At 69.3% G+C, this 25,063-nt stretch carries 22 protein-coding genes and 5 pseudogenes; 18 read left to right on the forward strand and 9 right to left on the reverse strand.

Annotated elements, in window-relative coordinates; genetic code table 11:
- Window positions 1–93 precede the first annotated feature (93 nt).
- The 9 genes and pseudogenes from ACIBK5_RS36970 to ACIBK5_RS37010 all read left to right on the forward strand — a co-directional run bounded on the left by ACIBK5_RS36970 (window position 94) and on the right by ACIBK5_RS37010 (window position 10,138).
- A complete protein-coding gene (locus tag ACIBK5_RS36970; protein WP_399026741.1) occupies window positions 94–1,203 on the forward strand; it encodes a hypothetical protein in 1,110 nt (369 codons plus the stop codon).
- Window positions 1,204–1,378: 175 nt separating this feature from the next.
- A complete protein-coding gene (locus ACIBK5_RS36975; protein WP_399026828.1) occupies window positions 1,379–2,206 on the forward strand; it encodes a DUF3626 domain-containing protein in 828 nt (275 codons plus the stop codon).
- A gap of 119 nt (window positions 2,207–2,325) precedes the next feature.
- A pseudogene (locus ACIBK5_RS36980) lies at window positions 2,326–2,700 on the forward strand (transposase); the annotation flags it as partial.
- Between the two features lie 707 nt (window positions 2,701–3,407).
- Window positions 3,408–4,952: a fused MFS/spermidine synthase gene (locus ACIBK5_RS36985; RefSeq protein WP_399026743.1), complete on the forward strand. Its 1,545-nt coding sequence runs from the start codon at window positions 3,408–3,410 to the stop codon at window positions 4,950–4,952.
- Window positions 4,953–5,567: 615 nt separating this feature from the next.
- Window positions 5,568–6,668 carry a polyprenyl synthetase family protein gene (locus ACIBK5_RS36990; protein WP_399026745.1) on the forward strand — a complete coding sequence of 367 codons (1,101 nt, stop codon included), beginning with the start codon at window positions 5,568–5,570 and terminating at the stop codon, window positions 6,666–6,668.
- Window positions 6,665–7,738, forward strand: a complete 1,074-nt coding sequence (locus ACIBK5_RS36995; RefSeq protein ID WP_399026747.1) for a polyprenyl synthetase family protein — start codon at window positions 6,665–6,667, stop codon at window positions 7,736–7,738. The genes ACIBK5_RS36990 and ACIBK5_RS36995 overlap by 4 nt, the downstream gene beginning before the upstream one ends.
- The gene (locus ACIBK5_RS37000) at window positions 7,735–8,475 is read left to right on the forward strand and encodes an HAD family hydrolase (RefSeq protein WP_399026749.1); all 741 of its coding nucleotides are present in this window, start codon (window positions 7,735–7,737) and stop codon (window positions 8,473–8,475) included. The genes ACIBK5_RS36995 and ACIBK5_RS37000 overlap by 4 nt, the downstream gene beginning before the upstream one ends.
- Complete coding sequence (locus ACIBK5_RS37005; protein WP_399026751.1) at window positions 8,472–9,782, forward strand: WS/DGAT domain-containing protein; 1,311 nt, start codon at window positions 8,472–8,474, stop codon at window positions 9,780–9,782. The genes ACIBK5_RS37000 and ACIBK5_RS37005 overlap by 4 nt, the downstream gene beginning before the upstream one ends.
- A 167-nt stretch (window positions 9,783–9,949) precedes the next feature.
- Window positions 9,950–10,138, forward strand: a complete 189-nt coding sequence (locus ACIBK5_RS37010) for a hypothetical protein (protein WP_399026830.1) — start codon at window positions 9,950–9,952, stop codon at window positions 10,136–10,138.
- 116 nt (window positions 10,139–10,254) lie between these two features.
- On the opposite strand, the pseudogene ACIBK5_RS37015 reads toward ACIBK5_RS37010, so the two are convergent.
- Window positions 10,255–10,491, reverse strand: a pseudogene (locus tag ACIBK5_RS37015) (transposase); the annotation flags it as partial.
- A 168-nt stretch (window positions 10,492–10,659) separates the two neighbouring features.
- Between ACIBK5_RS37015 and ACIBK5_RS37020 the strand changes: the two are divergent.
- Window positions 10,660–11,064 (forward strand): type II toxin-antitoxin system PemK/MazF family toxin, encoded by a 405-nt coding sequence (locus ACIBK5_RS37020; protein WP_399026752.1) that lies wholly within the window; start codon window positions 10,660–10,662, stop codon window positions 11,062–11,064.
- A gap of 117 nt (window positions 11,065–11,181) precedes the next feature.
- On the opposite strand, the gene ACIBK5_RS37025 is transcribed toward ACIBK5_RS37020, so the two are convergent.
- The 4 genes and pseudogenes from ACIBK5_RS37025 to ACIBK5_RS37040 form a co-directional block, all read right to left on the reverse strand.
- Window positions 11,182–11,925, reverse strand: a complete 744-nt coding sequence (locus ACIBK5_RS37025; protein ID WP_399026754.1) for a TIGR02391 family protein — start codon at window positions 11,923–11,925, stop codon at window positions 11,182–11,184.
- A gap of 62 nt (window positions 11,926–11,987) precedes the next feature.
- A pseudogene (locus tag ACIBK5_RS37030) lies at window positions 11,988–12,077 on the reverse strand (transcriptional regulator); the annotation flags it as partial.
- A gap of 145 nt (window positions 12,078–12,222) precedes the next feature.
- Window positions 12,223–12,954 (reverse strand): hypothetical protein, encoded by a 732-nt coding sequence (locus ACIBK5_RS37035; RefSeq protein WP_399026834.1) that lies wholly within the window; start codon window positions 12,952–12,954, stop codon window positions 12,223–12,225.
- The gene (locus tag ACIBK5_RS37040) at window positions 12,876–13,184 is read right to left on the reverse strand and encodes a helix-turn-helix domain-containing protein (protein WP_399026756.1); all 309 of its coding nucleotides are present in this window, start codon (window positions 13,182–13,184) and stop codon (window positions 12,876–12,878) included. The genes ACIBK5_RS37035 and ACIBK5_RS37040 overlap by 79 nt, the downstream gene beginning before the upstream one ends.
- A 258-nt stretch (window positions 13,185–13,442) precedes the next feature.
- Between ACIBK5_RS37040 and ACIBK5_RS37045 the strand changes: the two genes are divergently transcribed.
- The 5 genes and pseudogenes from ACIBK5_RS37045 (at window position 13,443) to ACIBK5_RS37065 (ending at window position 16,330) form a co-directional block, all read left to right on the forward strand.
- Window positions 13,443–13,634: a hypothetical protein gene (locus ACIBK5_RS37045; protein ID WP_399026758.1), complete on the forward strand. Its 192-nt coding sequence runs from the start codon at window positions 13,443–13,445 to the stop codon at window positions 13,632–13,634.
- A gap of 456 nt (window positions 13,635–14,090) precedes the next feature.
- A pseudogene (locus tag ACIBK5_RS37050) lies at window positions 14,091–14,680 on the forward strand (IS5 family transposase); the annotation flags it as partial.
- A gap of 41 nt (window positions 14,681–14,721) precedes the next feature.
- Window positions 14,722–15,315 (forward strand): DUF4291 domain-containing protein, encoded by a 594-nt coding sequence (locus ACIBK5_RS37055; RefSeq protein ID WP_399026760.1) that lies wholly within the window; start codon window positions 14,722–14,724, stop codon window positions 15,313–15,315.
- Window positions 15,316–15,343: 28 nt separating this feature from the next.
- Window positions 15,344–15,880, forward strand: coding sequence for a hypothetical protein (locus ACIBK5_RS37060; protein WP_399026762.1), 537 nt, complete (start codon window positions 15,344–15,346; stop codon window positions 15,878–15,880).
- Between the two features lie 174 nt (window positions 15,881–16,054).
- Window positions 16,055–16,330, forward strand: a complete 276-nt coding sequence (locus tag ACIBK5_RS37065) for a hypothetical protein (protein ID WP_399026764.1) — start codon at window positions 16,055–16,057, stop codon at window positions 16,328–16,330.
- Window positions 16,331–18,272: 1,942 nt separating this feature from the next.
- Here ACIBK5_RS37065 and ACIBK5_RS37070 read toward each other — a convergent pair.
- From ACIBK5_RS37070 to ACIBK5_RS37085, 4 genes are all read right to left on the reverse strand, one after another.
- Window positions 18,273–19,772, reverse strand: coding sequence for a sensor histidine kinase (locus ACIBK5_RS37070; protein ID WP_399026831.1), 1,500 nt, complete (start codon window positions 19,770–19,772; stop codon window positions 18,273–18,275).
- 140 nt (window positions 19,773–19,912) lie between these two features.
- Window positions 19,913–20,662: a response regulator transcription factor gene (locus ACIBK5_RS37075; protein ID WP_399026766.1), complete on the reverse strand. Its 750-nt coding sequence runs from the start codon at window positions 20,660–20,662 to the stop codon at window positions 19,913–19,915.
- A 292-nt stretch (window positions 20,663–20,954) separates the two neighbouring features.
- Complete coding sequence (locus ACIBK5_RS37080) at window positions 20,955–21,785, reverse strand: ABC transporter permease (RefSeq protein WP_399026768.1); 831 nt, start codon at window positions 21,783–21,785, stop codon at window positions 20,955–20,957.
- On the reverse strand, window positions 21,785–22,699 hold the full coding sequence (locus ACIBK5_RS37085) for an ABC transporter ATP-binding protein (RefSeq protein ID WP_399026770.1): 915 nt from the start codon (window positions 22,697–22,699) through the stop codon (window positions 21,785–21,787). Before ACIBK5_RS37085 ends, ACIBK5_RS37080 begins: the two co-directional genes overlap by 1 nt.
- A gap of 403 nt (window positions 22,700–23,102) precedes the next feature.
- Here ACIBK5_RS37085 and ACIBK5_RS37090 point away from each other — a divergent pair.
- The 3 genes and pseudogenes from ACIBK5_RS37090 to ACIBK5_RS37100 all read left to right on the forward strand — a co-directional run.
- Window positions 23,103–23,366: pseudogene (locus ACIBK5_RS37090) on the forward strand (hypothetical protein); the annotation flags it as partial.
- An 87-nt stretch (window positions 23,367–23,453) separates the two neighbouring features.
- Window positions 23,454–23,621: a hypothetical protein gene (locus ACIBK5_RS37095; RefSeq protein ID WP_399026772.1), complete on the forward strand. Its 168-nt coding sequence runs from the start codon at window positions 23,454–23,456 to the stop codon at window positions 23,619–23,621.
- Between the two features lie 169 nt (window positions 23,622–23,790).
- A complete protein-coding gene (locus tag ACIBK5_RS37100) occupies window positions 23,791–24,789 on the forward strand; it encodes a YdcF family protein (RefSeq protein ID WP_399026774.1) in 999 nt (332 codons plus the stop codon).
- Window positions 24,790–25,063 lie beyond the last annotated feature (274 nt).

Raw genomic sequence — 25,063 nt, forward strand, 5'->3', positions numbered from 1 at the left:
CCCGCCTCTGTACAGGCGACACATGGCGGAGTCGCCGCCTACAGCATCGGGCATCTCCACCAGCATATTTCCGAGAGGCGGAACTTTGCCCGGATGGATCGTCCTCGGCCTGTAGCGTCGTGGACAGCGCAGCAGCTCGGCGTCCACCCCGCCATTCATGGCACCACCCCACCGGATGACGACGCCGTTTTCGTACTCCCGGACTGCATTGAACGCGACCATGACCGGCGGCTGCGCGACCATCTGGTGAGGGCGGCCTCCACCGGTCAGCCGACGTTGGTGCTCGTGCGCGGAGAGTCCTGCACGGGCAAGACCCGGACCCCCTTCGAAGCCATCCGCGCCTGTCTGAAGGACTGGCAGCCGGTCTTCCCGACTTCCCGAAGAACGCCAGGAGGCTCCTCACCCGCCCTGCTCGATGCCCACGCCCTCGCCCCACGCACCGTCCTGTGGCTCAACGAAGCCCAGCATTTCTTCACCAGGACCGACGGCGAGGAGGCCGCCGCCGCGTTGCACAGCCGACTGGAGCAACCCGGGCCGGTCGTGATCCTGGGCACGCTGTGGCCCGGGCATTACCGCATCCTGACTGCTACCCCGGAGCCCGGGAAGGACCCGCACCCGAACGCCCGCGCCTTGCTCAACTTGGTCAAACCGGTCGACGTTCCGGCGTTCTTCACCACAACGGCCCTGCGAGACTCACTCGTCCACCGCGACCGATCGCTGGCCACGGCCGTGAGCACAAGCATCGGCGGGAGGATCACCCAGACCCTCGCGGCAGGTCCTCAACTGGTCGATCACTACCAACAGGCCACCAGCCACAGCCCCTACGGCCATGCCGTCATCACCACGCCCATGGACGCCCGCCGCTTCGGCCACACCTCGCCCCTGCCGACCGCACTTCTCAAGGCCGCTGCCCCTGGCTACCTGACTGAGCAACAGCGCGCCGCCGCAGACCCCGACACCTGGTTCGCCCACGCCCTCGACTACGCGCGGGAAAAGGTCAAGGGTGTGGTCGCGGCCCTGGAACCGGTCGCTTCCCGCCGGACTCTTTCTGGACGGCGGTCCGGGGACCACACAGCCGGCACGGCAGACCTGGAGGTCCCGGCCGCAGCGGCCGATCAGCGGGGCCCTCACCGCATTGCCAAACGGTGGAGGCCATTCGACGTGGAAGCTGACGGTTCCCCAGGTCGCCGACAACGTGGCTGAGCTGATCACCCGCCGACTCGCAGCGGGCCGCCGCCACGCCTGGCTCGGCCCCGGCGCAATCCGCGTGCGCCAGTCGATCGCCTTGGGGAAGACTCTGCGGATGAGCTCCGCAACCTCCCAGACATCGCAGGAACGGGCCCTTCGGCATGTCACGGAACTGGCGTCGGGCCCTCCGATGGACCCGGGGCTGCGGGTGACCCTCAACTTCCACCCGGACCGTCTGCTGCACGGCAAGCCGATCCTGGACGCCATGGCCGAGGACGGCGTCTACCGCTCGCAGTTCGTCACGGGGACCAGTAACGGCGGACTGACCGCGCACCCAGACGGCGACCGGTGGCGCTGGGAGAGCCGGATCTTCAACGGGGCGTACGACGAATCGACCGCTGACGATCGGCCCGTCTACGGGGCGTTGAACTTCCGTCGCAAGCCGGTCGGTGGAGCGCCGCGGTTCGGCTCAGCCCACTTCCGCCTGACTGCCGAGACGCTGACGCGGACCACGTTCTGCTACCCGGACAGTTTCCTTGAACCTACGCATTTCGGTGTCGCGGCCCGCATGGGGCTCCTCGAGCTTGCCCTCGCCGATCGTCAGGATGAGCTTGACGACTACGTCGAGGCGCAGGTGCACGGGCCGGTCCGGCTGAACTGCCATGTGGCAGCACTGGTCCTGGACCCCTGCTACCGAGACACGACCGTCGAGGCCGCGGCTCTGCGCCTTGGCTGCCCCGTAGAGTGGCACCCCGGCTTCCGACTCGAGGTTGAAGAACTCCGGCGTCACCCCGGCTACCGCGGCCAGGAATACGTCGACCTGGGCACGCAGATCGCCGTCGACGGTGTGCTCGATCCCCGGATCGTCGGAGACGCTGCATGTACCGGCCGCTACGACCCCCAGGCGGTCAAGAAGGTGTGGCACTACCTGGCGCGATTCGGCACGCTCTGGAAGTCCGCTGACAGGTCGGTGGCTCCGACACCGATGGAGGGGGCTGTACTCGATGGCCTTCGTTGAAGGGCTGGTGCCGGAGGGCCTGTGGGAGGTGTCCGGCCTGTGAGACCGTCGATCCCCACTGGTCCGCAAGGCGTTGACCGTCAGAGGGTCGATGATCGCGCGGTGCTCGGGCCTCATGACAGTTGGACTGGTCGCGATGCGCGATCGACTCCGTGAACGTGCGAGCCCCGAAAGGGGGGATCTGACGCGCCCGAATCCCGTCGATCATGACAAGAAGGGCTCGAAAATCCACTTGATGACACAACGGACAGAACTGCCCCTCTCCATCGGTATCTCCGCCGTCAACACCCACGACAGCCAGAGCCTCGAACTCCTCGTCCGCGGCATACCGGCCATCGCTCTCGCGTGCGCCGCGTCGTCGCCGCCCCACCCATCTGCACGGTGACAAGGGCTACGCCTACGACTACTTGCGGAAGTGGCTTCGCTCTCGGTACATCACGCCGCGCATCGCGCGCAGGGGCATCGAATCTTCCCAGCGTCTCGGTCGTCATCGTTTGGGGCCGAGCTGCTGGACGGGCGCTCGTTGCCGGCCAGCCGGTCCCTCTCATGGACCGAAGGGCGTCCGGATCGCCGGTACGCGGCGCGCATCGCGCGGCTGCGAGGTCCCCCTCGTCCCTTACGAACTGGGGCTTGGGCACGATGGTGGAGCGCCGGGAGTTGCGCCGTGCGAGCGCGGTGGCCTCCGCGGGCGGCTCGTTTCAAGGTCGCCTCGGAGCACAGCGTGCGCTCGGCGAGTTCGGCATGGGTCAGGCTGGACCCGTCTCGCGGCCGGCGCAGGTGGGTGGCCAGAGTGCCGGCCGCGGGCACCGTGTAGTCGATCGGCTTCTCGGGGCGTGCCATGGCGCCCTCAGCCCCGCGCCGGACCGTTGCCGGTTGCAGCGTTCAGCAGCCTTCGCAGCATCCGACCGTCCCTCTTGTTCTCACCTCCCTTCACGTTCGCGGCCAGGAGGACGGTGATGCCGACGCAGCCCGCGGTGCTGAGGAGGAGAATTACGTCGCGCACCGGCATGTGTGCGACGAGTCGGCGAAGTCCGTGGCTTCCTGATCCGCTTCGTCGATGAGGAGCTACTGCTCCCACTTGGCCCTAAGGAGAGGCAAGAGGCGGTTCGTATCTGGCGCCGCACGCTGCCTACTTGATGGGAGACCGCCGTTTCCATGCCGATCTGCCGCCCCTGAACTGCTGAGTTGCCCGCGTGTGAGAATGTCGCCTGTGACCGGATCGTCTTCCCCGCCCGCTGCCGAAGGCACGCCTGGCGACCACGGCCTGGGTTCCCGTACCGCTGCCACGCTCGTGTTCGCGTCCTCTGCCGCGGTCCTGGTGGTCGAGATCGTGGCTCTGCGGCTGCTGGCGCCCTACCTGGGGCTCACCCTCGAGACCAGCACCATGGTGATCGGTATCGCCCTCACTGCTATCGCCTTCGGCTCCTGGCTGGGCGGGCGTATCGCCGACCTGGTCGATCCGCGACGACTTCTGGGTCCTTCGCTCGGAATCTCGGGCGCGGTCGTGGCCCTCACACCCGCCGTGCTGCGCACCACCGCGGAGTGGGGGCCGGTGATCCTGTTGCTGATCGCGTCGCTGACCATCCTCGTGCCGGGCGCGCTGCTCTCCGCGGTGACGCCGGTCGTCACCAAGTTGCGTCTCACCAGCCTCGCCGAGACCGGAACGGTGGTCGGCCGACTGTCCGGCGTCGGCACTGTCGGCGCCATTGTCGGCACGGTCCTCACCGGCTTCGTCCTCGTATCGCGGTTGCCGGTGAGCGGCATACTGATCGGCCTCGGAACGCTGCTGGTGGCCGGTTCTGCGCTGGTCGAGTGGCGAACGCGCGGGTGGAGCGGCACCCCCGCCCTGACACTCGTGGTGGTTGCCGGCGGACTCGCCGCCGTGGTCGCGCCCGGTGACTGTGACACGGAGACCAAGTACCACTGCGCACGGGTCGTCGCGGACCCCGACCGCGGCAGCGGGCGCACACTCGTTCTGGACGGCCTACGGCACTCCTACGTCGACCTGGACGACCCGACCTTCCTGAAGTTCGCGTATGTTCGCGCCATCGCGTCGGTCGTCGACGCCGGCTTTCCCGCGGGTGAGTCGCTCACTGCCCACCACCTCGGTGGCGGCGGGCTCACCTTCCCCCGTTACCTCGCGGCCACACGGCCCGGGACGCGCAGCCTCGTGTCCGAGATCGACAGCGGGGTCGTACGTATCAACCGCGACCGGCTCGGTCTGACGCCGGGGGCCGGTGTCGACGTACGCGTCGAGGACGGCAGGCTCGGGCTGCGGCGACTGGACGACGGCAGTCGTGACCTGGTCGTCGGCGACGCCTTCGGGGGCGTCAGTGTGCCGTGGCACCTCACCACGGTGGAAGCGATGGCTGACGTACGGCGAGTGCTCAGCGAGGACGGCCTGTATGTCGCCAACCTCATCGATCACGGTCCTATGGCGTTCGCGCGTGCCGAAGTGGCCACCCTCGGCTCGGTTTTCCAGCACGTCGCCTTGGTCGGCGAATCCTCGGACATCGGCCTCGACTCGACCGCCACCGCCGAGGGCGGCAATGTGGTGGTGCTCGCCTCCGACCGCCCCATCGACCTGCCGTCGCTCCAAAAGGCGCTGGACGCCCGGCAAACCGGCTGGAAGATCGCCGCTGGCGACGACCTCGCCTCCTGGACCGGCGATGCACGGCCGCTCACCGACGACTACGCACCGGTCGACCAGCTCCTCCAGCCCTCCGGCCCGCAGAGCAGCCGGTGAATGACCGTGTGCGGTCCGGGGCTTGCAGGGCGAGGGGTGACGCGGCATGGGCCGCCTTGATCATCGTGGAGATCTTCGTGTCCGGCTGGGTCGGTCTCGAGGTGGCGCAGTGGCAGGGGCCGCGGGCGCTGTAGTCGTTCCACCATCGAGGCGTCCCAGGTCGCTGGGCTGATCGGGCAGCTGTGCGGCTTCCTTGGCCGGAGTCGTCGTTCGACGTCGCTGGCCGGGTGGGTTGGTCGAGGGTGGGGGGCAGTTCGGAGGCTAGGGGCTGGCGGGCCTCGTCCAGGTCGATGGCGCGGCGGCGCAGTACGGGCCCCTCGGAGACCCGCTGTGCCCCGGCTGGCAGGAGCAGGGGACAGTTGCCGGTTCCCGTCGTCTTCTTCGATGCAGTGGGGCGCGGCGCGGCGCGGAGCCGGACGTCGGCGGCGTTCCGGTAGCGGGTGTTGCACAGCGCCACGGCGGCGAGGATCAGGGCTCAGTGTCTGTTTGAGATCTCAGCTCGCAGTCGGCCCTTCCGCGGCCGGCCGCTGCTCGCGTCGCCGGCGTCATCAGTTGGGGTGATTCAGCCCGAAGGTCGTTGATGGGGCAGGGGAGCGGGAGCAGGATCTGCTCCTGATGAGCGCATCTGTACTGGCCTGTGGGCCAAGTGAGGCGGCAACGGCTGCCGCGTGTGAATTCCTGGATAGTGCCCGCGTCGCCGTCGACCAGGCCCTGCATGCTTTCCTCGTAGGGAAACAGCCGCCCGAGAAGCCCGGTGACGACGGCCTGGGCGCTGCGGTGGCTGCTCTGCGGGTTTTTCTGTCCGGGCCCGGTAAACGGGTGCGGCCCCTGTTCTGCCAGGTCGGCTGGCGGGCGGTCACCGACATGTCACCGTCCCCGCGTCTGACCGACGTCAGTGTGGGGCTGGAGCTCGTGCACGGCCACGCTCTCGTTCACGACGATGTCGTGGACCGCTCTCGATGGCGGCGTGGGCGGCCCACGCTGCACGTGGCGTGCGCGGGGCTGCCCGGTGGGGGTGCCTGGCGCGGCGTCGGTGCTGCGGTATTCCTCGGCGACCTGGCTGCGGTGTGGGCCGAGGAGTGCTTCCAGTACTTGTACGAGCCCGATGTACCGGCCGCTGCCCGCACTCATCTCAGGACGATGCGCACCGAGTTGATTCACGGGCAGCTCCTGGACCTCGCGGGGCCGCCGGGACTGTCCGCACGTGTGGAGGACGCGTTCGCCGTGATCCACGCCAAGACGGTCGCCTACACGGTACGCGGGCCGTTGCTGATTGGCGCGGCAGCAGCCGGGGCGGATCGGCGGGCCATGGACGCGCTTGCCGGATACGCCCGACTGCTGGGGGAAGCGTTCCAGCTCCAGGACGACTTGGAGGACGTCACCGCCGACGAAGGCAGCGGGGAAGATCTGCTGGAGGGCAAGCACACGGTCGTCGTTGCGCTCGCCGCCGAGGGGGCAACGGCCGCGCAGCGGAAGGTGATGGGCCGCCTGCTGGGGCGTGCCGAGATGAGCGGTGACGAGCTGGCCGATCTGCGCGCAGTGATCATCGATACCGGGGCGGTGGGCCGTGTGCGGGCCATGATCGCCCAACGGCGCCGGGAGGCCCTGGCGGTCGCGGCCCGGGGACCCTTCACCGGTGCGGGGCGGGCGCTGCTGGCCGCGATGACAGACCGGTCTCTGCCTGGCGTCGCGCTGTGGCAGGAGAGCACCTCGTGACCATCACCAGCGCAGGCGTCCACGAGCGCCACGAGCGGACAGCCGCCCTTTTGTCCGAGGTGCGCAGCCTGGTCGGCCCGCTGCTGCGGCACAGTGTGGACGGCCTCCCTGCCGGCGCTGTGCGTGAGGCGGCCCGTTACTACTTCGGCTTCACCGACGCTGACGGGAATCCCGCCCGCGGGGCCACCGGGAAGACGGTGCGGGCAGCGCTGGTCCTGGCGACCGCCGAGGCGTTGGGCACACGAAATGATGCCGTACTGAACGCGGCGGCGGCAGTCGAACTGGTTCAGGGCTTCACGCTCATCCTCGACGACGTCCTGGACCGCGATGTGGTCCGGCACGGACGCCCGGCCGTCTGGTCGGTGTTCGGCACCCCCACCGCCTTGTTGACCGGGAACGCGCTCCTTGCCGTCGGCATGAGCATGCTCGGCCATCGCGACCTCCCCGGGCGAGCCGTGACGCTGTTGGGATCGGCCACCGCCGCTATGTGCCAGGGCGCGGACGCAGACACGGCGTTCGAGACCCGCGACGGCGTCACCGTCGAGGACTGCTTGACGATGTCCCGGCAGAAGACCGGGCTTTTCCTGGGTGCGTGCGCCGGTCTGGGCGCGTACGCCGCACACGCCGCTACCGAGAAGGTGGAACTGCTGACCGAGGCGTTCACCACGGCCGGGGTGGCCTTCCAGTTCGCCAATGACCTGCTGGGGATCTGGGGTGATGAAGCCAAGACCGGCAAGCCGACAGGGTCGGACCTGGTCGGACTGAAGCGGACTCTCGTGACCGTGGACGCACTTGGCCACAACAGCGCACCAGGCCGGGAACTCGCTGCCCTGTACGCCGCTGGAACTCCCCTGACAGCCGACGAGACGGCCAGAGCCGCCGAACTGGTCGCGGCGACCGGCGCCGGGCACCGGGCACTCCACGCCGTGGGCCAGTACGCCCGGCGCGCTCTGGCCCTGATCGGTAAAGCCGTGCCAGCTCCAGGCCAGCGCGCCGGCCTGGAGGCTTTGGCCGCGATGCCCGCCGGCTACTACCGGGCAGGGGCCACCGAGGAAGGCCCTCGAACATGACTGCCTTCCACACCGACGGCCGTCTCACCGCAGACGCCCACCCCGGCACAGCCGCCGCCGAGCGCGGGCCGGTTGCAGCAGTGGCATGCGACATCGACGGCACGCTGACCGCCACCAGCTCGGCCCTCGCCGTCTCGCAGGCCCTGGGAGTGTCCCCGGCCGCCCACGCCCGCCTGTACCGGGCCTACCGCGCCGGTGAGCTGTACGGGGACGGCTTGCGCAAGGCACTGCTCGAGGTGTGGAGCGGTGCGACGCGTGATCGTTTGGAGGAAACGTTCGCCGCCGTTCCGCTGCGCGAGGGAGCCTCCCGCTTCCTCGGCGCCGTCCGCGCCGCCGGACTGCCGTTGGTGCTGATCACCTCCTCGGTCCAGGAGTACGCAGATGCCATGGGCCGCCGTCTGGGGGCTGCCATGGCCCACGGCGCCGGACACGTGCGCTACGGCCACGACGGTGTGCTGACGGGCCTGGAGCTTGACGCGGCCGACGACACGGCCATGGCCGCCCTCAAGGGCCGCCAGCTGCGTACGGCCGCTCACGCTCTCGGGCTGGAGGCAGAGCGGGTCCTGGTCGTGGGTAACGGCACCAACGACCTGGGCCTGTTCGCCGCCACCCCCTACAGCGTGCTCATCGACCCTACTGGCAACAGCCCCCTGCGGCCTCGCACCGCCTACGCGGTACCGGGCCTGGACGAAGCAGCCGACTACGTCCTTGCCCTGACCGGCACCGCGCTTTCATGAACGGCCGCATCCACCCGCTCGACACGGCGTTCCTGGGCGCCATGGACGCCAAACCACCGACCGCCCGGTGGGAGATGGCATGGATCCTTACAGTGCACGGCCAAGCCCCCACCGCCACCGCATTGCGCGCCCGCGCCGAAGAGCTGGCCGCAAAGCTGCCCCCGCTGGCCCTGCGCCTGCACGGCCGGACCGGAGCCCGATTCTGGGCGCCGAGCCCCTTCGACGCGTCCGCACACGTGTCGGTGACCGCAACCGACAACGCCGACCACCAGCAGGTCCTGGCACGGAAATGGATGGACGAACCCCTGCCGGGCGGCCGGCCTGACCGGCCAGGTCCTGCCTGGCAACTGCGTATCGCCCACACCTGTGGCGCATCCCGATTCACCGCTGTGTACACCGCGCACCACGCCTTCCAGGACGGTTCGGCCGCAGCCCGTTCCGCACTCGCCCTCCTCGGCTGCACCCCACTGCCCTCCCCACCACGCCCTCGGCCCCCGGCCTTCCGCCACGTCGCCGATGTGGCCCGTCTCGCTGCCTGCACCACCATCGACCTGGCCCGCTCCCGCGCCCACCGCCCCGCGCAGTTCCCGTTCCTGACCGGCCAGCCTGGTGCGTCGCTGACCGACGACGTGCCCCTGGCCCGCCTGAAAGCCATCGGCGCAACGACCGGAGCAAGGCCCAACGACGTCTACGTCGCCGCCGTAGGAGCCGCACTCGCCCACTGGGCCACCACCTGCCGCATCGACCTCCCCGAACTGCCCGTACTCATCCCGCTCGACGCCCGCCATCCCACCGAAGAAACCTGGCAGGGCCTGCAGACCGGCAACCGCCTGTACTCCACCCGCCTGATGCTGTCCTGCCAGGAGACCACCCCCGCACGTCGTCTGGCTCAAGTCACAAAGACGCTGCACCAGCGGACCGTCACTGCCCGACACGCCGTGCAGGACACGGTCCGGCATCTGCCCGCGCCGCTGGCCCGGACGGCCGTGAAGCTGGCCACCGCCCCCGGCTACAGTGCGGCCGTCGTCTCGTGCTGCCCCTTGCCCGCCCACACCCCACCCGAAGGGCTGCGCATCACTTCCTGCACGGCCCACGGCCCTGTGGTCCCCGGCCACCTCCTCGCCGTCGCCATGTGCCCCTACAGTCAACGCGCCAGCATCTGCTTCCACACAGACGCCGGGCTGCCCCGCCCCGAGGCCCTCCTGGACGGATGGAGGCAGGCCCTGACCGAGCTGGAGTCCATCCGGGTCCCCTCCAGCATGACGATCCCCCGTGACGCGCATCCCGAGCCCGACGGCCCGGCATAACCGCGGCCGGGCCGGTTAGCGCCTGCTGCACGTTCGGCTGGGATGCAGGGGCAGGGTCGGGTGCGGCAGCGGGGGCGCAGTGCGCCGGGGTACTTCGTCGCCCGGACCTTCAGCTTGTCGTTTATCTGAAGAGGCAGCGGCGGCGGGGCGACCCGGAGATTCTGGTGGTGCTCGGCTCCGGCTACGACGCGCCCAGAATCACCCACCTGCTCGGCAACCTGCCGGTGCAGACCCTGGGCCGCTTGCGTACGGACCGGTTCATGCGCCGCCCGGGCGCCCTCCCGCGAGGAGTTCCACCTGGCCCACCCGGCGGGTGGCCGACCGCCCAGGCACGACGGCGAGTTCGTCTTCGGTGACACGGCTACCTGGGGCGGCCCAGCAGACGGTCGCCACCACCGGGCACAGCGACCGCTCTCGACGGGTCAGCCTGGGGGTGCAGCCGATTCCAGGCACGCGCGGCCCCACCGGCCGCCGCCTCGTCGTCGTGCAGATGCTCCACCACGTAGTCACCCACCTCGTCGCGGACCTGGTCGGCGTCCCACTTCGCTCTCCCGAGCAGGTGGTGCATGCCGTCCGGGGTCCTGTCCCCGGCCCACTCGGCGATGGTCCAGCAGTTCTTGCGCGGCAGGTCCGACAACAGGCCGAGTTCCAACTTCCGGGCCCGGCGTCGGGATTCGACGCATGTGAAGCGTCCCGCTATCCGGCTCATAAAGGCCCTCGAACGCCTCCTGCCAACGCCGCAGGGTCTACGCTGTGACCTGCGGTCATCGCCTGATCGTTTGTCTTCACGCACCGATGATCAACGGTGGCCGCACCCGTCTCCACATCGCGTCAGGTCGCGCAGCGTCTGCCTGCCGTCCTGTGTATCGGAGGGCTTGTGCAACGTGGCGAAGTCTGGTGGGTCCAGTTCGACGAGCGGAGGTTGGTCGTACTGCTGTCGGGAGACGACGCGTCCGGGTTCCAGGTGATGCAGGTCGTCGCTCCGGCGGGCGTCGACGTCAGCGGTCTGGGCATCGAGGTGACGGTCGGCGCCGGTGAAGGGCTGCCGTTCGAAGGCGTGCTGCGGCTCGCGTTCCCGCGTCCAGGCTTCACCCCGTGCACGTGGCTGACCACCGTGTCCCGGGACGACTTGATAGAGCGGGCGGCGGTCCTGTCCTCCGGGAAGCTCAGCGAGATCGACGATGCCCTCCGACTCGCTGAACAGGCGCAGGAGCGGACTGCGGCAACGACCGCGAAGCTCAGCGAGATAAGGGACGCCCTCCGTCGCGGTGAACTCGGGTAGACGGAGAAGGAGCCGACGCCCGCGACGGCATGGGTGATCTCGGGCGAGATGATCCACGCTGGACACCTGCCGCCTCGACGCCCCTCACCATCGAGATCACGATCTACGGGTGGAGTACTAGGCGGTTTCCACGCTCGCCGCGTCCACCCAGCGAGCGAGAACACTGAACGCCGCCAGCTGCTCCAGCGCTTCGTGCTCGGGCAGTTCCGACAAGCCGTCCTCATGGCTGTTGGGATTGCGGATGCCTGCGTAGCAGCCCTCGGCGAAGGCCATGGCGCCCCGATGGACGCTCCGGAAGGTGTCGCCGCCGTCGTCCTCCATGAGGCGCAGACGGGGTTCACCGGCCTTCGGCGGGCTCTGCGAGAAGGCGTTCTGGAAGAGCTTCGTCTCGCTCAGATCCCGGCGGCCGACCTTGTTCTGAGTCTCGGCGTTCACCTTACGAGCGGCCGCGGTGACGGCCTCGCGGAGGTGGCCGCTCTGCCAGAGGGCCCGGGCGCCGTCCCAGACCCACGGGTGCATGGAACCGGCGCTCAACTGCGGAGCATCGTCGCCGAGGCGGGCCCGGACCTCGGTGTCGCGTTGCAAGGCTGCGTCCGCACGTTGGGCCGCCTCCCGGTGCTGATACCAGCGGTTGACGGACTTGTTCCTCGCGGAGGAGACCTCGGTACGCCAGCGAGGCACGACCCGGTCGAGGATCTGCTCCACTACATGGGCACTGGCCGCGATGTCAGCCTGAGAGCCCCGGTTAGCGAGTTGCGAGGTGAAGTTGATGACGTTCGGCGGATCCGGCGGGCGGTACAACTCCGTGAGTTGGAGGAAATGGGCCAACTCTCCGCGCGCCCAGGTGATATCGATGCCCATGGTCCCATCGTGCCGCACGGTACTGACAATGCCCGGCCGCTCAGCGACGGCCGGGCATCCGCCGCGGCCAACGCGATGGTGAGCAGCTTGCCCATCGAGGCCAGGACCGACGGCTCGACTCGGTAGTAGACCCAGGTGCCGCGCCGCTCGGACCGCCGAGGGGCGTACAGGCCGTGCAGAATGTACTCGGTCTCGGCAGCCTGCTGGACGAGCTCGCCCAGGCCGAGCGTCAAAGCTGCCTGCTCCTCGCTCATACCTTCAAGCAGTTCGGTCCTGCCGGGAGGAAACGGTTTTATCTCAGCCTGGGGCATGTTGCGTCGATTCCGTAGGTCCCGACGGGCCTGTCGGCAGCTGGGTCGCGGGCTGTGCGAGGGCGAGGTTCATGGGCCATTCCGCTCCATCAGCCTGTGTTTTCGGGACAGCGGTCGCCTTCTGGGGTGCTCCCGCGCTGGCCCGTGCCGCTACGAGGAGGCCCTCAGCGGCGAGATGTGGGTGTGGGTGGCGTAAGGCTTCGACGATGGCGGCGAGTGGGCGGGGTTGGGTGCTGTTGGTGACTCGGGCGGGGGCTTGTTGTCCGGCGAGTTTGTGCAGGAGCCGGGCACGGCCGTCTTCGACAGTGCGTTCCTCGAGGAACACCTTGCTGAAGGTCTTCATGACGGCGTCCGGGCCAACGGGGTGGGGTTGTGCATCGGTCGGTGGTGGGTCGCTCGGGCCGGTGGAGTCTGCTGCCGGGTCGGTGGTGGGTGAGGTGTTCTGGAAGAGGGCGGGTTGCAGGTACGCGGCTCCGCCGGTGGCCTCGCGGCGGGCGTGGTCGAGGAGCTGCTTGAAGTGGTCGGCGTCGCCGCCCAGGACGCGTACGAAGGCTTCGAGGACGTGGGGGTGGGGGAGGAGTGAGGCTTCGAGGAGGGAAGCGACGGCGCCGGCGCTCAGCAGCCAGCGGCTGGCGACGGCTACGTCGCTGGGGGCGAGTCGGCCGGCGTGCAGGTGGAGGGTGTGCACGGCGGTGCGGAGCCTGTCGGCGGCGGGCATAGAGGGCTCGTCCGGCGTGATGGCGGGCTCGCGGTTCTTCTCGCTGAGCTTCTCGGATTCCCAGACGTCCGCGGCACTTCTGGGTCGGCGCCGCAGGTCTGGGCGAACTTGCGTGTGAGCGCCCAGGTGGGAACGCGCTCGCCGGACAGGATGCGCGACAGGTAGGAGGAGGAGCATCCGATGCGGCTGCTGACCTCCTTGTTCGTGAGCTGGGCGGTGCGGATCAGCATGGACAGGATCGGTGCGAGACGGTTGTAGGCCGCTCCGGATGACTCGATCGGTGTCGACTGCTCGGAGCTGTCGCCCCGTTCGGAGCCTGAGTCGCGTGACTCGCCCCCGGACTCGCCTCCGGCTGGCTCGTGGGAGAGTCGGCCGCCTGTGTGACCGGGCGGTTGAAGAGGCCGGCGAGCGAGGTGAGCGCCGTCTCGGAGCGGTTGAAGCGGGCGAGTCGCCGCAGGACGTATCGCTCGGTGTAGCGGTGACGGGCGGTGTCCTCGCTGACGCCCCAGGATCGAGCTGATGGTCGCCCAGGTGAGGCGTCGGTAGCGGGCCCGGCCGACGACCGCCGCGGTCAGGCCGTCGAGCTGCTCGTGCAGCTGGGCGAGGCGGCGCAGGGGTTCTCCTCCGTCATAGGACGGAAGGAGTCGTGCGAGGTCGCGGGCACCGTCCTGGATGTCTGACTATCTCGATGAGGAGTTCGTCGCCTGCCGTCAGGCCTTGCGGGGCCGGGCGGGGCGCTGGGCTGCGAGGCACGGGCCGCGCTTCGGCCGGGACCTCCGCGAGGGAGGACGGCAGCGTCCCGGCCGGGGCCGGGGGGTCACCGTGCACGCGGCGCCGGTTGGCGGCTTGGCGGCAGGCATCGCCGCAGTACTTGCGTGGTCGGCCCTTGCCCGGCCCTCCGCTCAAGGCGGTGCCGCAGAACTCACACATCGCCCGGCCTCAAGATCCTGCACGTGGACCGCAACGACCGACAGAGCCGAAGCGTGGCCGTAGCCACCGCCTCGAGCTACTCCAAGAAGGTGGCGAAACTTGCCACGTGAGACGCCCTCTAAAGCCCTCGCTGAGCGGACCGAAGCCAGCTGATGCAGGTCCCACACGGCAGGAGCCTTCCGACTCACAGCATTGTCATCAGAGTGGCAAAGGCTCGAGTATGGGCCAAGCTCCATCGCCTGGTCCTCGACGAACTCGGCTCTCGCGGTGAACTGGACTGGTCCCGCTGCGCGATCGACTCGGTGAACATGCGGGCCCTCAAAAGGGGGAACTGACAGGTCCGAATCCTGTGGACCGGGGCAAGTACGGGTCGAAGATCCACTTGATCACCGAGCGGACCGGGCTGCCCCTCTCTGTCGGGATCTCCGGGGCAAACCTGCACGACAGCCAGGCCCTCGAACCGCTTGTACGCGGCATCCCGCCCATCCGCTCCCGCCGCGGGCCTCGTCGACGACGGCCCACCAAGCTCCACGGTGCCAAAGGGTACGACTACGACCACCTGCGCAGATGGCTCCGCTTACGGAACATCACCCCGCGCATCGCCCGCAAGGGCATCGAGTCCTCCCAACGGCTGGGCCGCCACCGCTGGACTGTGGAGAGAACGGTCGCCTGGCTTTCCGGATGCCGCCGCTTGCACCGCCGCTACGAGCGCAAGGCCGCGCACTTCCTCGCCTTCGTCGGCATCGCGGCCACCCTCATCTGCTATCGCAGGCTCGACGGCCTCACACCGCGGTAATTCGATGGCGCGAACGAAACAGTGTGCCCACTCTGGTCCCCGTGGCAGAACCCAAATACCAGATTCGAGCCCTGCACTCGGACTCCACGGTCACCGTCTACCAGGCGTACACCCCGGACATAGGCCTGCCGGCAGCCCGGGAAGGCCGCTTCCCGGCGGTGTGGCAGCGGGACCGGATGACATGGATCAAGCCGTCGTTCCTGTGGATGATGTACCGCTGCGGGTGGGGCACCAAAGAAGGACAGGAGACCGTCCTCGCCGTCGAGATCTCCCGTGACGGCTTCGAGTGGGCACTGGAACACGCCTGCCTGTCCCACTACGAGCATGGGCTCCACGCCGACCGCGCCACGTGGAAGCGCGAGTTGAAGCGGGCTCCGGCCCGGGTGCAATGGGACCCCGAACGCGACCTGCGCCTTAAGCCGCTTGCCCACCGGTCGCTCCAGCTCGGCCTCGCCGGCGAAGCCGCACGCCTCTACGCCGATGAGTGGACCGTCTCCATCACGGACGTCACATCGCTCGCTCACACCATCCATGCGCATGTACAGGACGGAGACCTGGACGCCGCACGACAACTCCTGCCCCTTGAACGCTCCTACCCCGTGAACGAAGGGGGTCTGGCTCATCTGCACCAATGAACCGAAGTACCAATTGAGATGACCTCTTATGAACTGGCATGAAGCACTACCCGAGGAGGAACAGGCGTCGTTCACGATGAGCCTGCGGCCCTTGCTGAACTCCGTGTGGGTAGGCGTACTCGGTGACACGACTGCCTTTACCGCGGTGAAACGTGGTGTCGCCGAGTACATGCTCAGCGACTACTGCCACAACGACGGCCAGGACGGCCCCGACGATGCGGACGAGCATGCGGCTGCGGCAACGTTGTATGCCGCGTACGCGTACCTGTTCGGCTGCAACGACTTCGCTATCTGGGCCAGCCGACGGGCCGTAGAGGCAATCGACCAGCACCTGGAGTACCTCGCCGAGCAGAACGAGGACCTCCCCGAACCCGATGAGGCACTCCTGGCTGAGCTTCAGCGTCAGATGAGGGATCTCGACCTCATCGAGAGCTACTCGAGAGACCTCCGCTACTCGAGCACGGGGCTCACCATCGACACCTCGATCCGGCTCAGGGCGGAACTCCGGACGCCTCTCTCCAGCGCCAGCTCTCGTGATGGCCGGACTGACGGCCCCAGGCGATGAACTCGCGCGTCACCAATGTTGCTGCGGCAGCCCGTACGGGCTGCCGCAGCAACATTGGTGACATCGATTCTCAGGCTCTGTTCCACTTCGTGTGGTGGGCTCACCGACAGTGATGTCAGAGGCATGTGGTGAGATAGCCGCGCTCTATCAGCCGCCTGGTGGGAGATCGTTCCGATGCCTGTGTATCCGTCGCTGACCCGCGCCCTGGCGGAGGCTTTGGTCGATGTCCTCTGGTTCGTTGAGGGAAGCGAGGACGAGCAGATGGATCATGATGACGCGGTCAAGGTCTTGGAGGGTGCCGCCCATCTGGTGACTCAGCTGTCGAGTGATCAGCGAAGCGAGTTCATCGACCTCCTCGGTTCGATGGCTGCGGAGGAGGTCGATCCTTCGCGCCGCGAGTTCTTGGAGGGCTTCCCTGAAGGATTTGGACTCGTCGAGGACGACTCCTGACCCGGGATCTATGCAGAGAGTAGGGCTCGTTTGTGGGGGAGTTTGAAGTCTGCGCGGCCGAGCTTCTGGCGCTTGAGTATCTTGATCCGGTTGACGTGGCCTTCCGCCTCGCCGGGGTTCCAGGGCGGGTGAGGCCTGTGGTGGCAGTGTCGGGGTCGTGTTCGAGGTGCTGGGCGAAGTGCCGAAGTGTGGGCAGGTCGGTAGTGGCGGCAGCCAGCTTCGATCTGGGTCGGTAAGTGGTGGCTCTGAAGGTGGGCGACTATCTGGCCGAGGGAGCGCATGTGCTCGGAGAGTGTTACCGGTTCGGGGCGGTTGGCCGGGATGGCTTTGAGCTGGATCCCGGTTGCTTTCGGGCAGGTGTCGGGGTGGGTGAGGAGCCGGCGGGTGACGGTGCGGGCTGATGGTGGGCGGGGGCCGTTGGGGCTTGCTGCAACGGCTGCTGCTGGTGTGGTCGCGGGCGCCGGCGTATCTGTGGGGACAGTCTTGTTCCTTGGTGTTCTCTCATGGTTTTCAGGTGTTGGTGCGGCCTTCCTGTCACTGCTGGTCGTGGCAGGGTTTGTAGGTGTCGAGTCTGGGTGGATGGTTTTGCTCCTGCCCGGTGAATTGTCTCTTCCGGGGTGGTGGCGCGGGAGAAGCGCAGGATGTCTGCTGTGTTGAGTGTTGTGCCGAGTTGCCGGGCGGTGGACCGCTTGCTGTGGCCCGCGGCTGGCGGAGCGTGGATGGTGGCGTGCTGAGCGCGGGTGCGTTCGGTGGACCGATGGCCCGTCGGTCGGGGTGGCGACGGGGTTGGCTCCGCATCTTCTTGTGGTTGGTCCGGTGGTGCCGGGCTGGGACGCAGGCAGCCGGGGTGCCGGTAGACGCATTTCTCGGTTTCGCCCGGGTTGTGTGAAAGGTGCCGTCGGTCAGTCATCTGGAGGGTCTGTGGGGTGCCGTGGGTGGCGCCGTCGGCGAGGAGGGGGGCGCGGTCGCGGCCGACGCTCTGGATGCCGGGCCGCTGGGCGAGCCTGGCCGCGGGCGTGTCGGCCTCTTGGTTCGGCAGGAGATCGATCGGGCGTTGTGTCTCGATGTCGACGGGCACGGTTCCGTGGGTCTGGCCCTTGCGCTGGGCGTATTCGTCCACGCCGACCATGCGAGGCGTCGCGATGGGCGGGGTCGGGTAGCGAGGCGGTCAGCCGCAGCGGGGTGTTCCGGCTGGCCGACGCGGTAGGGATCTCCGGCATCCGGGCGCCGGCCCTGCCCGCGTGCGTGAGACCGACCGAGACCAGCGTCGATCGCAGCGGCTCGGTGCGTCGACCAAACCGGCGGGTGAGCCCCGGCACTTGCTCGGCAGACGTCTTCCGGGCGCGGGATGCCTCCGCGCAGACGAACCGGCGCACCCGTAACGGCACCGCGACGGACTTTCCTGCTGTCGGTAGATCGCGAGGAAATCGCAGATAGGAGCGGTGTTTTCGTTCTTGCCAGTCCCTGCGGCCGTGCGGTCCTACTTCGGACAGACCGCCCGTCTGGCCGTGCTTCGGGCCTCCACCTGGACAACCGGGTCGGCCACGCTGACCGACTTAACGGACACGCCTTCCACCGAGGGGAACAGCAGCTCATACAGCTGCAGCGGTACTTCGTTCACGGCGCGGCACTGTCGACCGCGCAGCACACCGGCCAAGCGATTTTCGGGCGTCCTCAACCCAGCGCACGAAGATCGACAGTCACGCTGTGTATGCGACTACATTAAGTGGAGCAGAGCCCGAGAACGGGCGGTACTGTACGTCGGTTCGGGAAGCGGTTGGCGGTCGTGGCCCGGCCGGAATGTTCACGCGTTTTCGACCGCGCCTGCCCCCTGCTGTCGGGCCCCCGGTCGGCCAGGGACTTGAGGCTGTGCGGTCTGCGTGTGTGGGGGTGAGCTGCCCGGCGCACGGCGGGCTTGGGGCGACCCTCGCCCGGCGGCGGGTCATGGGTGGCCGGGCTCGTGATGGGGGGTTCCGCCAGCCGTGGCATCGCTGTCGGCCGGTCGCGCGACGGGCAGTTCCAGGCGGAACAGCGCCCCCCGCCCGGGGGCCGAGTCCAGCGCGATGTGCCCGTCGTGGGCGTGTGCGAGGGACCGGGCGATGGCGAGACCGAGACCGGCCCCGCCTCCGGAGGTGCGGCTGCGGGAGACGTCCGCGCGGTAGAAGCGTTCGAAGACACGCTCGCGCTGGTCCGCGTCCAGCCCGGGGCCGCTGTCCTCGACCTCGAAGACCGTCCGGTTCCCCATGGTGCCGACCCCGATGCGTACGGGAGTGGCCCGGGGAGTGTGGGCCACGGCGTTGCCGATGAGGTTGGTCACCACCTGCCGCAGCCGCCGTTCGTCGCCCATGGCGGGGGCGGGACCCACCGGGCCCCCGCCGGGCCCGGTGAGCGTGACCGTGCGATCCGGGTCGAGGGCCCGCAGATCGTGCAGGGCGTCAGCGGCCAGGCCGCGCAGGTCCAAAGGCCCGCGGTTTAGCGCGAGTCCGGCGGACTCGGCCTGCTCGTCGACCCGGGCGAGTAGCAGCAGGTCCTCCACCAGGCCGGCCAGACGTGCCGCCTCACGCTCGACGCGGTCCATGGTGCGGTCGATGTCGTCGCGTTCGGGCAGTGCACCCATCCGGTACAGCTCGGCAAGTCCTTTGATGCCCGCCAGGGGCGTGCGCAGTTCATGGCTGGCGTCGGCGACGAACTGCCGCATCCTGGCCTCTGACGCCGTCTGCGCCGCGACCGCCGCCTCGATCCTTGCGAGCATCCCGTTCAGGGCTTTGCTCAGCCGTCCGATCTCGGTACGTGGGCCTGCCGTGTCCGGCACCCGGCGCGAGAGGTCGCCGGCCGCGATCGCCGCCGACGTCTCTTCGATACGCCGCAGGGGCCGCAGTCCCGCCGCGACCGCCACATAACCCAGCAGGGTCAGCACAGCGAGTGTCACCGCCAGGATGAGCAGGCAGCTTCTGCGGACCTGGGCGACCGTCGCGTCGACCTCGGCCAGCGACGCGGCCACGACCACGCTGCCCGGTTCGCCGTTCCGCGGCAGGACGACCGCACGCCAGGCCTGGCCGCCCGGGGCCGACACGTCGAACGGCCGCCCCGCCCCGGCTGCCGTCTGCCGGTCGCCGGGCGATGGCAGGGCTGGAGGCGGACCCTCCTGGTGGGAACCCGCACGGCCGGTGTGTTCGACCCGCCCGGTGTCGGACACATAGGCGACATACAGGTCCCCGACCAGATCGGAGGGGAATCTTCTCGCGGAACCTTGCTGGAGTGCCGTCAGCGCGCCGGGCGGCACCGTGGCCATCAGCTGGCCGGTGGTGTTCAACTGGCTGTCGACACGGTTGGTCAGCGGGCCGCGCAGCGACGCCAGCAGGAACGCGTTGCCGATCAGCAGCCCCACCGCCAGCAGACACACCGTCAGCAGCAGCACCCGCGTCCGTAATGACTTCGGCATCAGCGCACGCAGCAGCCGCCGGGCACGCCCGGGCCGCTCCGGCTGCCCCTCGCCCCAGCCGCCCCTTTCCCTTTCCCTTTCCCTTTCCCTTTCCCCCGGACCCAGGCGGTCGGAGTCCCGCGGCGGGGCTTGGCCGCGGGTCACGGGCGGGGCCTGCGCAGCGCGTAGCCCACTCCGCGGACGGTGTGGATGAGCTTGGGTTCGACGTCGTCGACCTTCCGCCGCAGATAGCTGATGTACGACTCCACGATGCTGGCGTCGCCGCCGAAGTCGTACTGCCAGACATGGTTGAGGATCTTCGATTTGGCCAGTGCCTGGTCCACGTGCTCGGCCAGGTACCGCAGCAGCCGGAACTCGGTGGGGGACAGGTCCACCGGCTGCCCGGCCCGTGTCACCAGATGGGCCGTCACGTCGATCTCCAGGTCCGCGACGCACAGCACACCGTCGATGCTTCTGCCCTGGGCCCTGCGCAGGATCGCCCGGATGCGTGCGATCAACTCGTCCAGGCTGAACGGCTTGGTGACGTAGTCGTCGCCGCCGAGGGTCAGTCCGCTGACCTTGTCCTCGGGGTCGCTGCGCGCGGTGAGGAACAGCACCGGGGTGTCCGGCGGGGCACCGGTCCCCGGGCGTGTGTTCTGCTCGCGCAGCAGCCGCAGCACCTCGAAGCCGTCCATGTCCGGGAGCATGACGTCCAGGACGACGAGGTCGGGGCGCTGCGCCGCGGCGATGTCCAGGGCCTCCTGCCCGGTGGCCGCCGACCTCACCTCGAACCCGGAGAAACGCAGGCTGGCGGCGAGCAGTTCGCGCAGCGTCGGCTCGTCCTCCACCACCAGCAGCGCGGCGTCCCTGGACCGCTGCCGACGGCCGGGGGACTGCTGTCCCGATGCCATGTCACACCCCCGGATCGTCATCAACCAGACGAGAGAATCATGCGCTCACCCGTTCGCCCCCGTGGCCCGTCCCCCCGTGGCCCGTCCCCCTGCGGCCCGTCCCCCTGCGGGCCGTCCCCCTGCGGGCCGTCCCGGGCGGGGAACTCGCGGGCCGTCCCGGGCGGCCGTGCCCCCAGCGTAGGCGCGCCGCCGCGGACAGACCCCTGAGCCGACGCGCCGGCCCGCCGCAGCCGGGAGATGCCCCTGAGCGACAGGGGAGGAACGCCGTCGCGCCCGCGCCTACACATCACGCCTACACATCACGCCTGCGAAGGACGACGAACGCGGCCGCGAGGATCACGGCGACGGCCGCCAGCAGCACCCCGTACCCCTGCCAGGGCCCCAGCGCTTCCGAGTCGTGGTGGACTGCCATGATCCGGCTGCCCGCGCTCGTGGGCCACCACTTGTGCACGGCGTTCGGCCACGAGCCGGGGAGCGCCGTGGAGATCACCGGAATCAGCAGGGTGACCGACACCAGGACGGCCAACGCTCCCGCGGTCGCCCGCAGCAGGGTGCCGAGCGCGATCCCGAGCAGTCCGATCGCGGCCAGGTACAGACCGCAGCCGAACACCGCCCGCAGCACGTCCGGATCACCGAGCGAGGCGGAAGGCACATCCCTGGCTCTCAGGACGGGCTGTCCGGCGAAGAACGCGGCGAAGGCCACGATCTCGCCGACGACGAGTGCCACGACGCAGAAGACCAGTGCTTTCGCACCCAGCAGCCGGGCCCTGCGCGGCACCGCCGTCAGGCTCGTGCGCATCATCCCCGTGGCGTACTCGGAGGTGACGGCCAGCACACCGAGCTGGCCGAGCGCCAACTGGGCGAGGATGTAGCTCTTGACGCTGGTGGCCGTCGGGTCGAAGCTCGCCTTGTCGCCGGCGCTGCCCGAGCCGTACCCGGCCGCCCCCGCCGCCGTGAACAGCAGGCCGAGACCGACTCCCAGGCCGATGGTGACCAGCAAGGTGTAGGTCGTCGACCGCAGCGTACGGATCTTCATCCACTCGGACCGCAGCACATCCGTCATCCGGTACGGGCGCGACGCCGCCCGGCCCCGCTCAGCCGTGGTCGCGGTCGTGACGGCCATCAGAGCGCTCCTTGTGCCACGGTGTACTCGACGCTGTCGCGGGTGAGACGCATGAACGCGTCCTCGAGCGAGGTGCGTTGCGGCGTCAGTTCGGCCAGCGGTGCACCGTGGGCCGCGGCGAGCCTGCTGATGTCCAGGCTCTCCATGCCGGAGACGACCAGCCGGTCCTCCCGCTCGGCCCTGACCGTCGCCCCGTTGCCGCGCAGCGCCTCGGCAAGGGAGGCCGCGGACGGAGTACGCACCAGCACCGTCCGTTCGCAGCTTGACTCGACGAAGTCTTCCAGGCTGGTGTCCGCCACCAGTCTTCCCCGGCCGATCACGATCAGGTGCTCGGCGGTCAGAGTCATCTCACTCATCAGATGACTCGACACCAGGACCGTGCGCCCCTCCTCGGCCAGCCCCTTCATGAGCTGCCTGATCCAGCGGATGCCCTCCGGGTCGAGACCGTTGACCGGCTCGTCGAACATGAGGACCTCCGGGTCACCGAGCAACGCGCCCGCGATACCCAGCCGCTGGCTCATACCGAGCGAGAACTGCCCCGCGCGCTTGTCGGCGACGCCCTGCAGACCCACCCGCTCCAGCACATCGTCCACCCGCGCGACCGGAAGGCCGTTGCTGACGGCCAGGCACGCCAGATGGTGCCGGGCGGTGCGGCTGGGGTGCACCGCCTTGGCGTCCAGCAGCGCACCGAGCGCCCGCATCGGCTCCACAAGCTCCCGGTACGGCCGCCCCGCCACCGTCGCCGTACCGGAGGTCGGGGTGTCGAGGCCCAAGATCATCCGCATCGTCGTGGACTTGCCCGCGCCGTTGGGACCCAGAAAACCAGTCACCACACCGGGTGCCACAGTGAAGGTCAGCTGGTCCACGGCGACCTTGTCCCCGTACCGCTTCGTCAGGTCCTTGACACTGATCATCGATCAGACTCTCGCGGGGCCCTGTACTCCGCCCTCAAACAGTTCCTGTGCGTCTCCATGAACGTCACCGTGCCAGACCCATGTCACTCGGAACTGAGCGAATTCTGGGAGTCTGCCGAACGCCGCGGCCACACAGGCGGCCGATCCCACTCCATACGTTCCCCCCCCCGCCGCAAAAGAAGAGGGGGCGCACACCGCCGGCGGGACCACAGCACGGGTCTGGCCGACTGATGACACCCAGGCCTTTCCCAGCAAACTCCCACCGTTCACAAAGCTGTTCTCCCCTTCTCAGCGCGGCAGCTCCTCACCGCGGAGGGTGACCACAGCAGCCTCCGACCCGGCGCTCTCGCGCCTGGCAGTCGGCAGGAGCAAGACCGCGACCGGACTGCACAAGCCTCCGGCCGTCACGGAGACGCCGTGGGGCGGGATCACCTTCGCGCCGATCACCCACCCCGACGCCCACCTCAAATTCAAGGACCAAACGGTGACGGCCGACAGCGAGGTGCGTCTGACCTGCAACTGGGACGGCAACCTCACCGGGACGGTCATCAACACGTTCCACCCGCAGCTGCCCAACGAGTCGAACGCGCCGGTGCTTGGACGAGCCGCCCGACTTCGAGTGCGGGGCCCAACGCACAGAGGTCCCCGTACGAGGGCTGCCCAGTAGCGCTGCCGGCCTGTACCGCCTCCTCGGGACGCTCTCCCGAGTGGGGCGGCCGAACATGAGGGCACCGGCTACCGGACCGCGCCACGGATGACGGCCATCGATGCAGCATCTCCCGAAGCAGCAGTCCCCCGCGTCGCGCTTGCGCACCTGCTGGACCTGCTGGCCCTGCACCGGGCTATAGGGCACACCATCCATCTGCGCGTCCTGCGCGTCCTGCGCGTCCTGCGCGGCCGCCAGGCAGCACCACCGGCATGACATGCCGCTCCCGCCGAACGCACCGCCGCCCGCCCGCGTTCGGCGCACCACAGGTGATCTGGGAGGATGGCCGGCAGCCGCCCGTACCGGGTCGGGGAACCCGCAGCGGCGAGAAGCGGGCGGGTACGGCCAGCGGCCCGGCGGGCGCGAGAGCGGAGCAGTGCGGCACATGCCTCAGTACCCGGAGTATTTCGCCGCGATCATGTTCGCCGCGGGCGGTGTCGTCAACGCCCTGCTGGCACCGCACCGGTTCTCCACCGCCGCCCTGTTCTGCCTCGCGGTGACCTCTGCCGGACTCGGCCTGGCCGCTCGCAGTGCGGCGGCCCACCCGACCATCGCCACCGTCCTCGCCGTCGCTGCCCTGCTCCCGGCGCTCGCGCTGGGCCTGCTGTTGCTGGCCGACGGCCTCCTCCTGGTCCGCCGCTACGGACCGCAGGCAGCCCCGCTGGCGACCGGGGCCGCCGGCTGCGCGGTGCTGGCGGTGCTCGGCCTCGACGCAGTCTTCCACGCGGTCGGCGGCGAAGCTTTCGGTGCCCTCGTCGTCGCGGTGAACGCGGCCGCGGGATACCTCACTCTGCTCTTCCTCGTCTTTACCGGCTACGTGTTCGTCCGGGGCCGCAGCACCCCCCTGCCGGAAACCACCCACGTCATCGTCCTGGGCGCCGGACTCAACGGCGACCGGCCCGGCCCGCTGCTGACCCGCAGACTGGAGCGCGCCCTTGCCATCGACGCCGCCCGCCCACCGCACACGCCTCGTGTGGTGTTCGTCCTCTCGGGCGGCCAGGGCGACGACGAGGTCCGCTCCGAGGCGGACGCGATGGCCGACTACCTGCGCGCACGCGGAGTGCCCGCCGACCGGCTCGTGCGCGAAGACCGCTCCGTCAACACCGGGCAGAACCTCCGCTTCAGCGCCGCCCTTGTGCACGGCACCACTCCCGGCCACCGCGCCACGGCGGTCACCAGCAGCTTCCACGTCTACCGCACGACCCTGCTGGCCCGCCGCCTCGGCGTGCCCGTGCACGTCGTGGGCGCACCGACCTCCCCCACCTACTGGCTGGCCGCGACACTGCGCGAATTCGCTGCAATCCTGTGGCTGGACCGCCTCCTGCTGGCCGGACTCAGCCTGCTGCTGGCAGTGCCGGTGGCGACAGCGGTCCTCGAGCACTAAAAGCGCTGGCCGCAGACCTCGTAAGGGGTCCTGACAAAGGCGCCGTACAGGGCGCGGTTGAGGAGGGGAGAGGGCTGGCCGGGCTGCCCGACCGGTGCGCTCAGCCCGCTTGTCATGGAGTGCGCTCGAAGCCATAGCGTCGAGGACGCAACAGCGCACGAGGCCCTCTCCGCGCCCGCTCCTCCTGGGATGCCGGGCGGTGGCATCTGTGCCTGGATGGACGGGAGACTTCGTGCCGCCCGAAGGACGATCAAGCGTGCAGGGAAGGCTGGGA

The sequence above is a fragment of the Streptomyces sp. NPDC050546 genome (assembly GCF_044457425.1).
In the GTDB taxonomy this organism is placed as follows: domain Bacteria; phylum Actinomycetota; class Actinomycetes; order Streptomycetales; family Streptomycetaceae; genus Streptomyces.

Bases quoted from the DNA above. Each gene is read 5' to 3' on its own strand.
- ACIBK5_RS36970 (WP_399026741.1), top strand. From the start codon at position 94: ATGGATCGTCCTCGGCCTGTAGCGTCGTGGACAGCGCAGCAGCTCGGC.
- ACIBK5_RS36975 (WP_399026828.1), top strand. From the start codon at position 1,379: ATGGACCCGGGGCTGCGGGTGACCCTCAACTTCCACCCGGACCGTCTG.
- ACIBK5_RS36985 (WP_399026743.1), top strand. From the start codon at position 3,408: ATGTCGCCTGTGACCGGATCGTCTTCCCCGCCCGCTGCCGAAGGCACG.
- ACIBK5_RS36990 (WP_399026745.1), top strand. From the start codon at position 5,568: ATGAGCGCATCTGTACTGGCCTGTGGGCCAAGTGAGGCGGCAACGGCT.
- ACIBK5_RS37000 (WP_399026749.1), top strand. From the start codon at position 7,735: ATGACTGCCTTCCACACCGACGGCCGTCTCACCGCAGACGCCCACCCC.
- ACIBK5_RS37005 (WP_399026751.1), top strand. From the start codon at position 8,472: ATGAACGGCCGCATCCACCCGCTCGACACGGCGTTCCTGGGCGCCATG.
- ACIBK5_RS37025 (WP_399026754.1), bottom strand. From the start codon at position 11,925: ATGGGCATCGATATCACCTGGGCGCGCGGAGAGTTGGCCCATTTCCTC.
- ACIBK5_RS37035 (WP_399026834.1), bottom strand. From the start codon at position 12,954: ATGCCCGCCGCCGACAGGCTCCGCACCGCCGTGCACACCCTCCACCTG.
- ACIBK5_RS37040 (WP_399026756.1), bottom strand. From the start codon at position 13,184: ATGCTGATCCGCACCGCCCAGCTCACGAACAAGGAGGTCAGCAGCCGC.
- ACIBK5_RS37060 (WP_399026762.1), top strand. From the start codon at position 15,344: ATGAACTGGCATGAAGCACTACCCGAGGAGGAACAGGCGTCGTTCACG.
- ACIBK5_RS37065 (WP_399026764.1), top strand. From the start codon at position 16,055: ATGCCTGTGTATCCGTCGCTGACCCGCGCCCTGGCGGAGGCTTTGGTC.
- ACIBK5_RS37070 (WP_399026831.1), bottom strand. From the start codon at position 19,772: ATGCCGAAGTCATTACGGACGCGGGTGCTGCTGCTGACGGTGTGTCTG.
- ACIBK5_RS37075 (WP_399026766.1), bottom strand. From the start codon at position 20,662: ATGGCATCGGGACAGCAGTCCCCCGGCCGTCGGCAGCGGTCCAGGGAC.
- ACIBK5_RS37080 (WP_399026768.1), bottom strand. From the start codon at position 21,785: ATGGCCGTCACGACCGCGACCACGGCTGAGCGGGGCCGGGCGGCGTCG.
- ACIBK5_RS37085 (WP_399026770.1), bottom strand. From the start codon at position 22,699: ATGATCAGTGTCAAGGACCTGACGAAGCGGTACGGGGACAAGGTCGCC.
- ACIBK5_RS37095 (WP_399026772.1), top strand. From the start codon at position 23,454: ATGACGGCCATCGATGCAGCATCTCCCGAAGCAGCAGTCCCCCGCGTC.
- ACIBK5_RS37100 (WP_399026774.1), top strand. From the start codon at position 23,791: ATGCCTCAGTACCCGGAGTATTTCGCCGCGATCATGTTCGCCGCGGGC.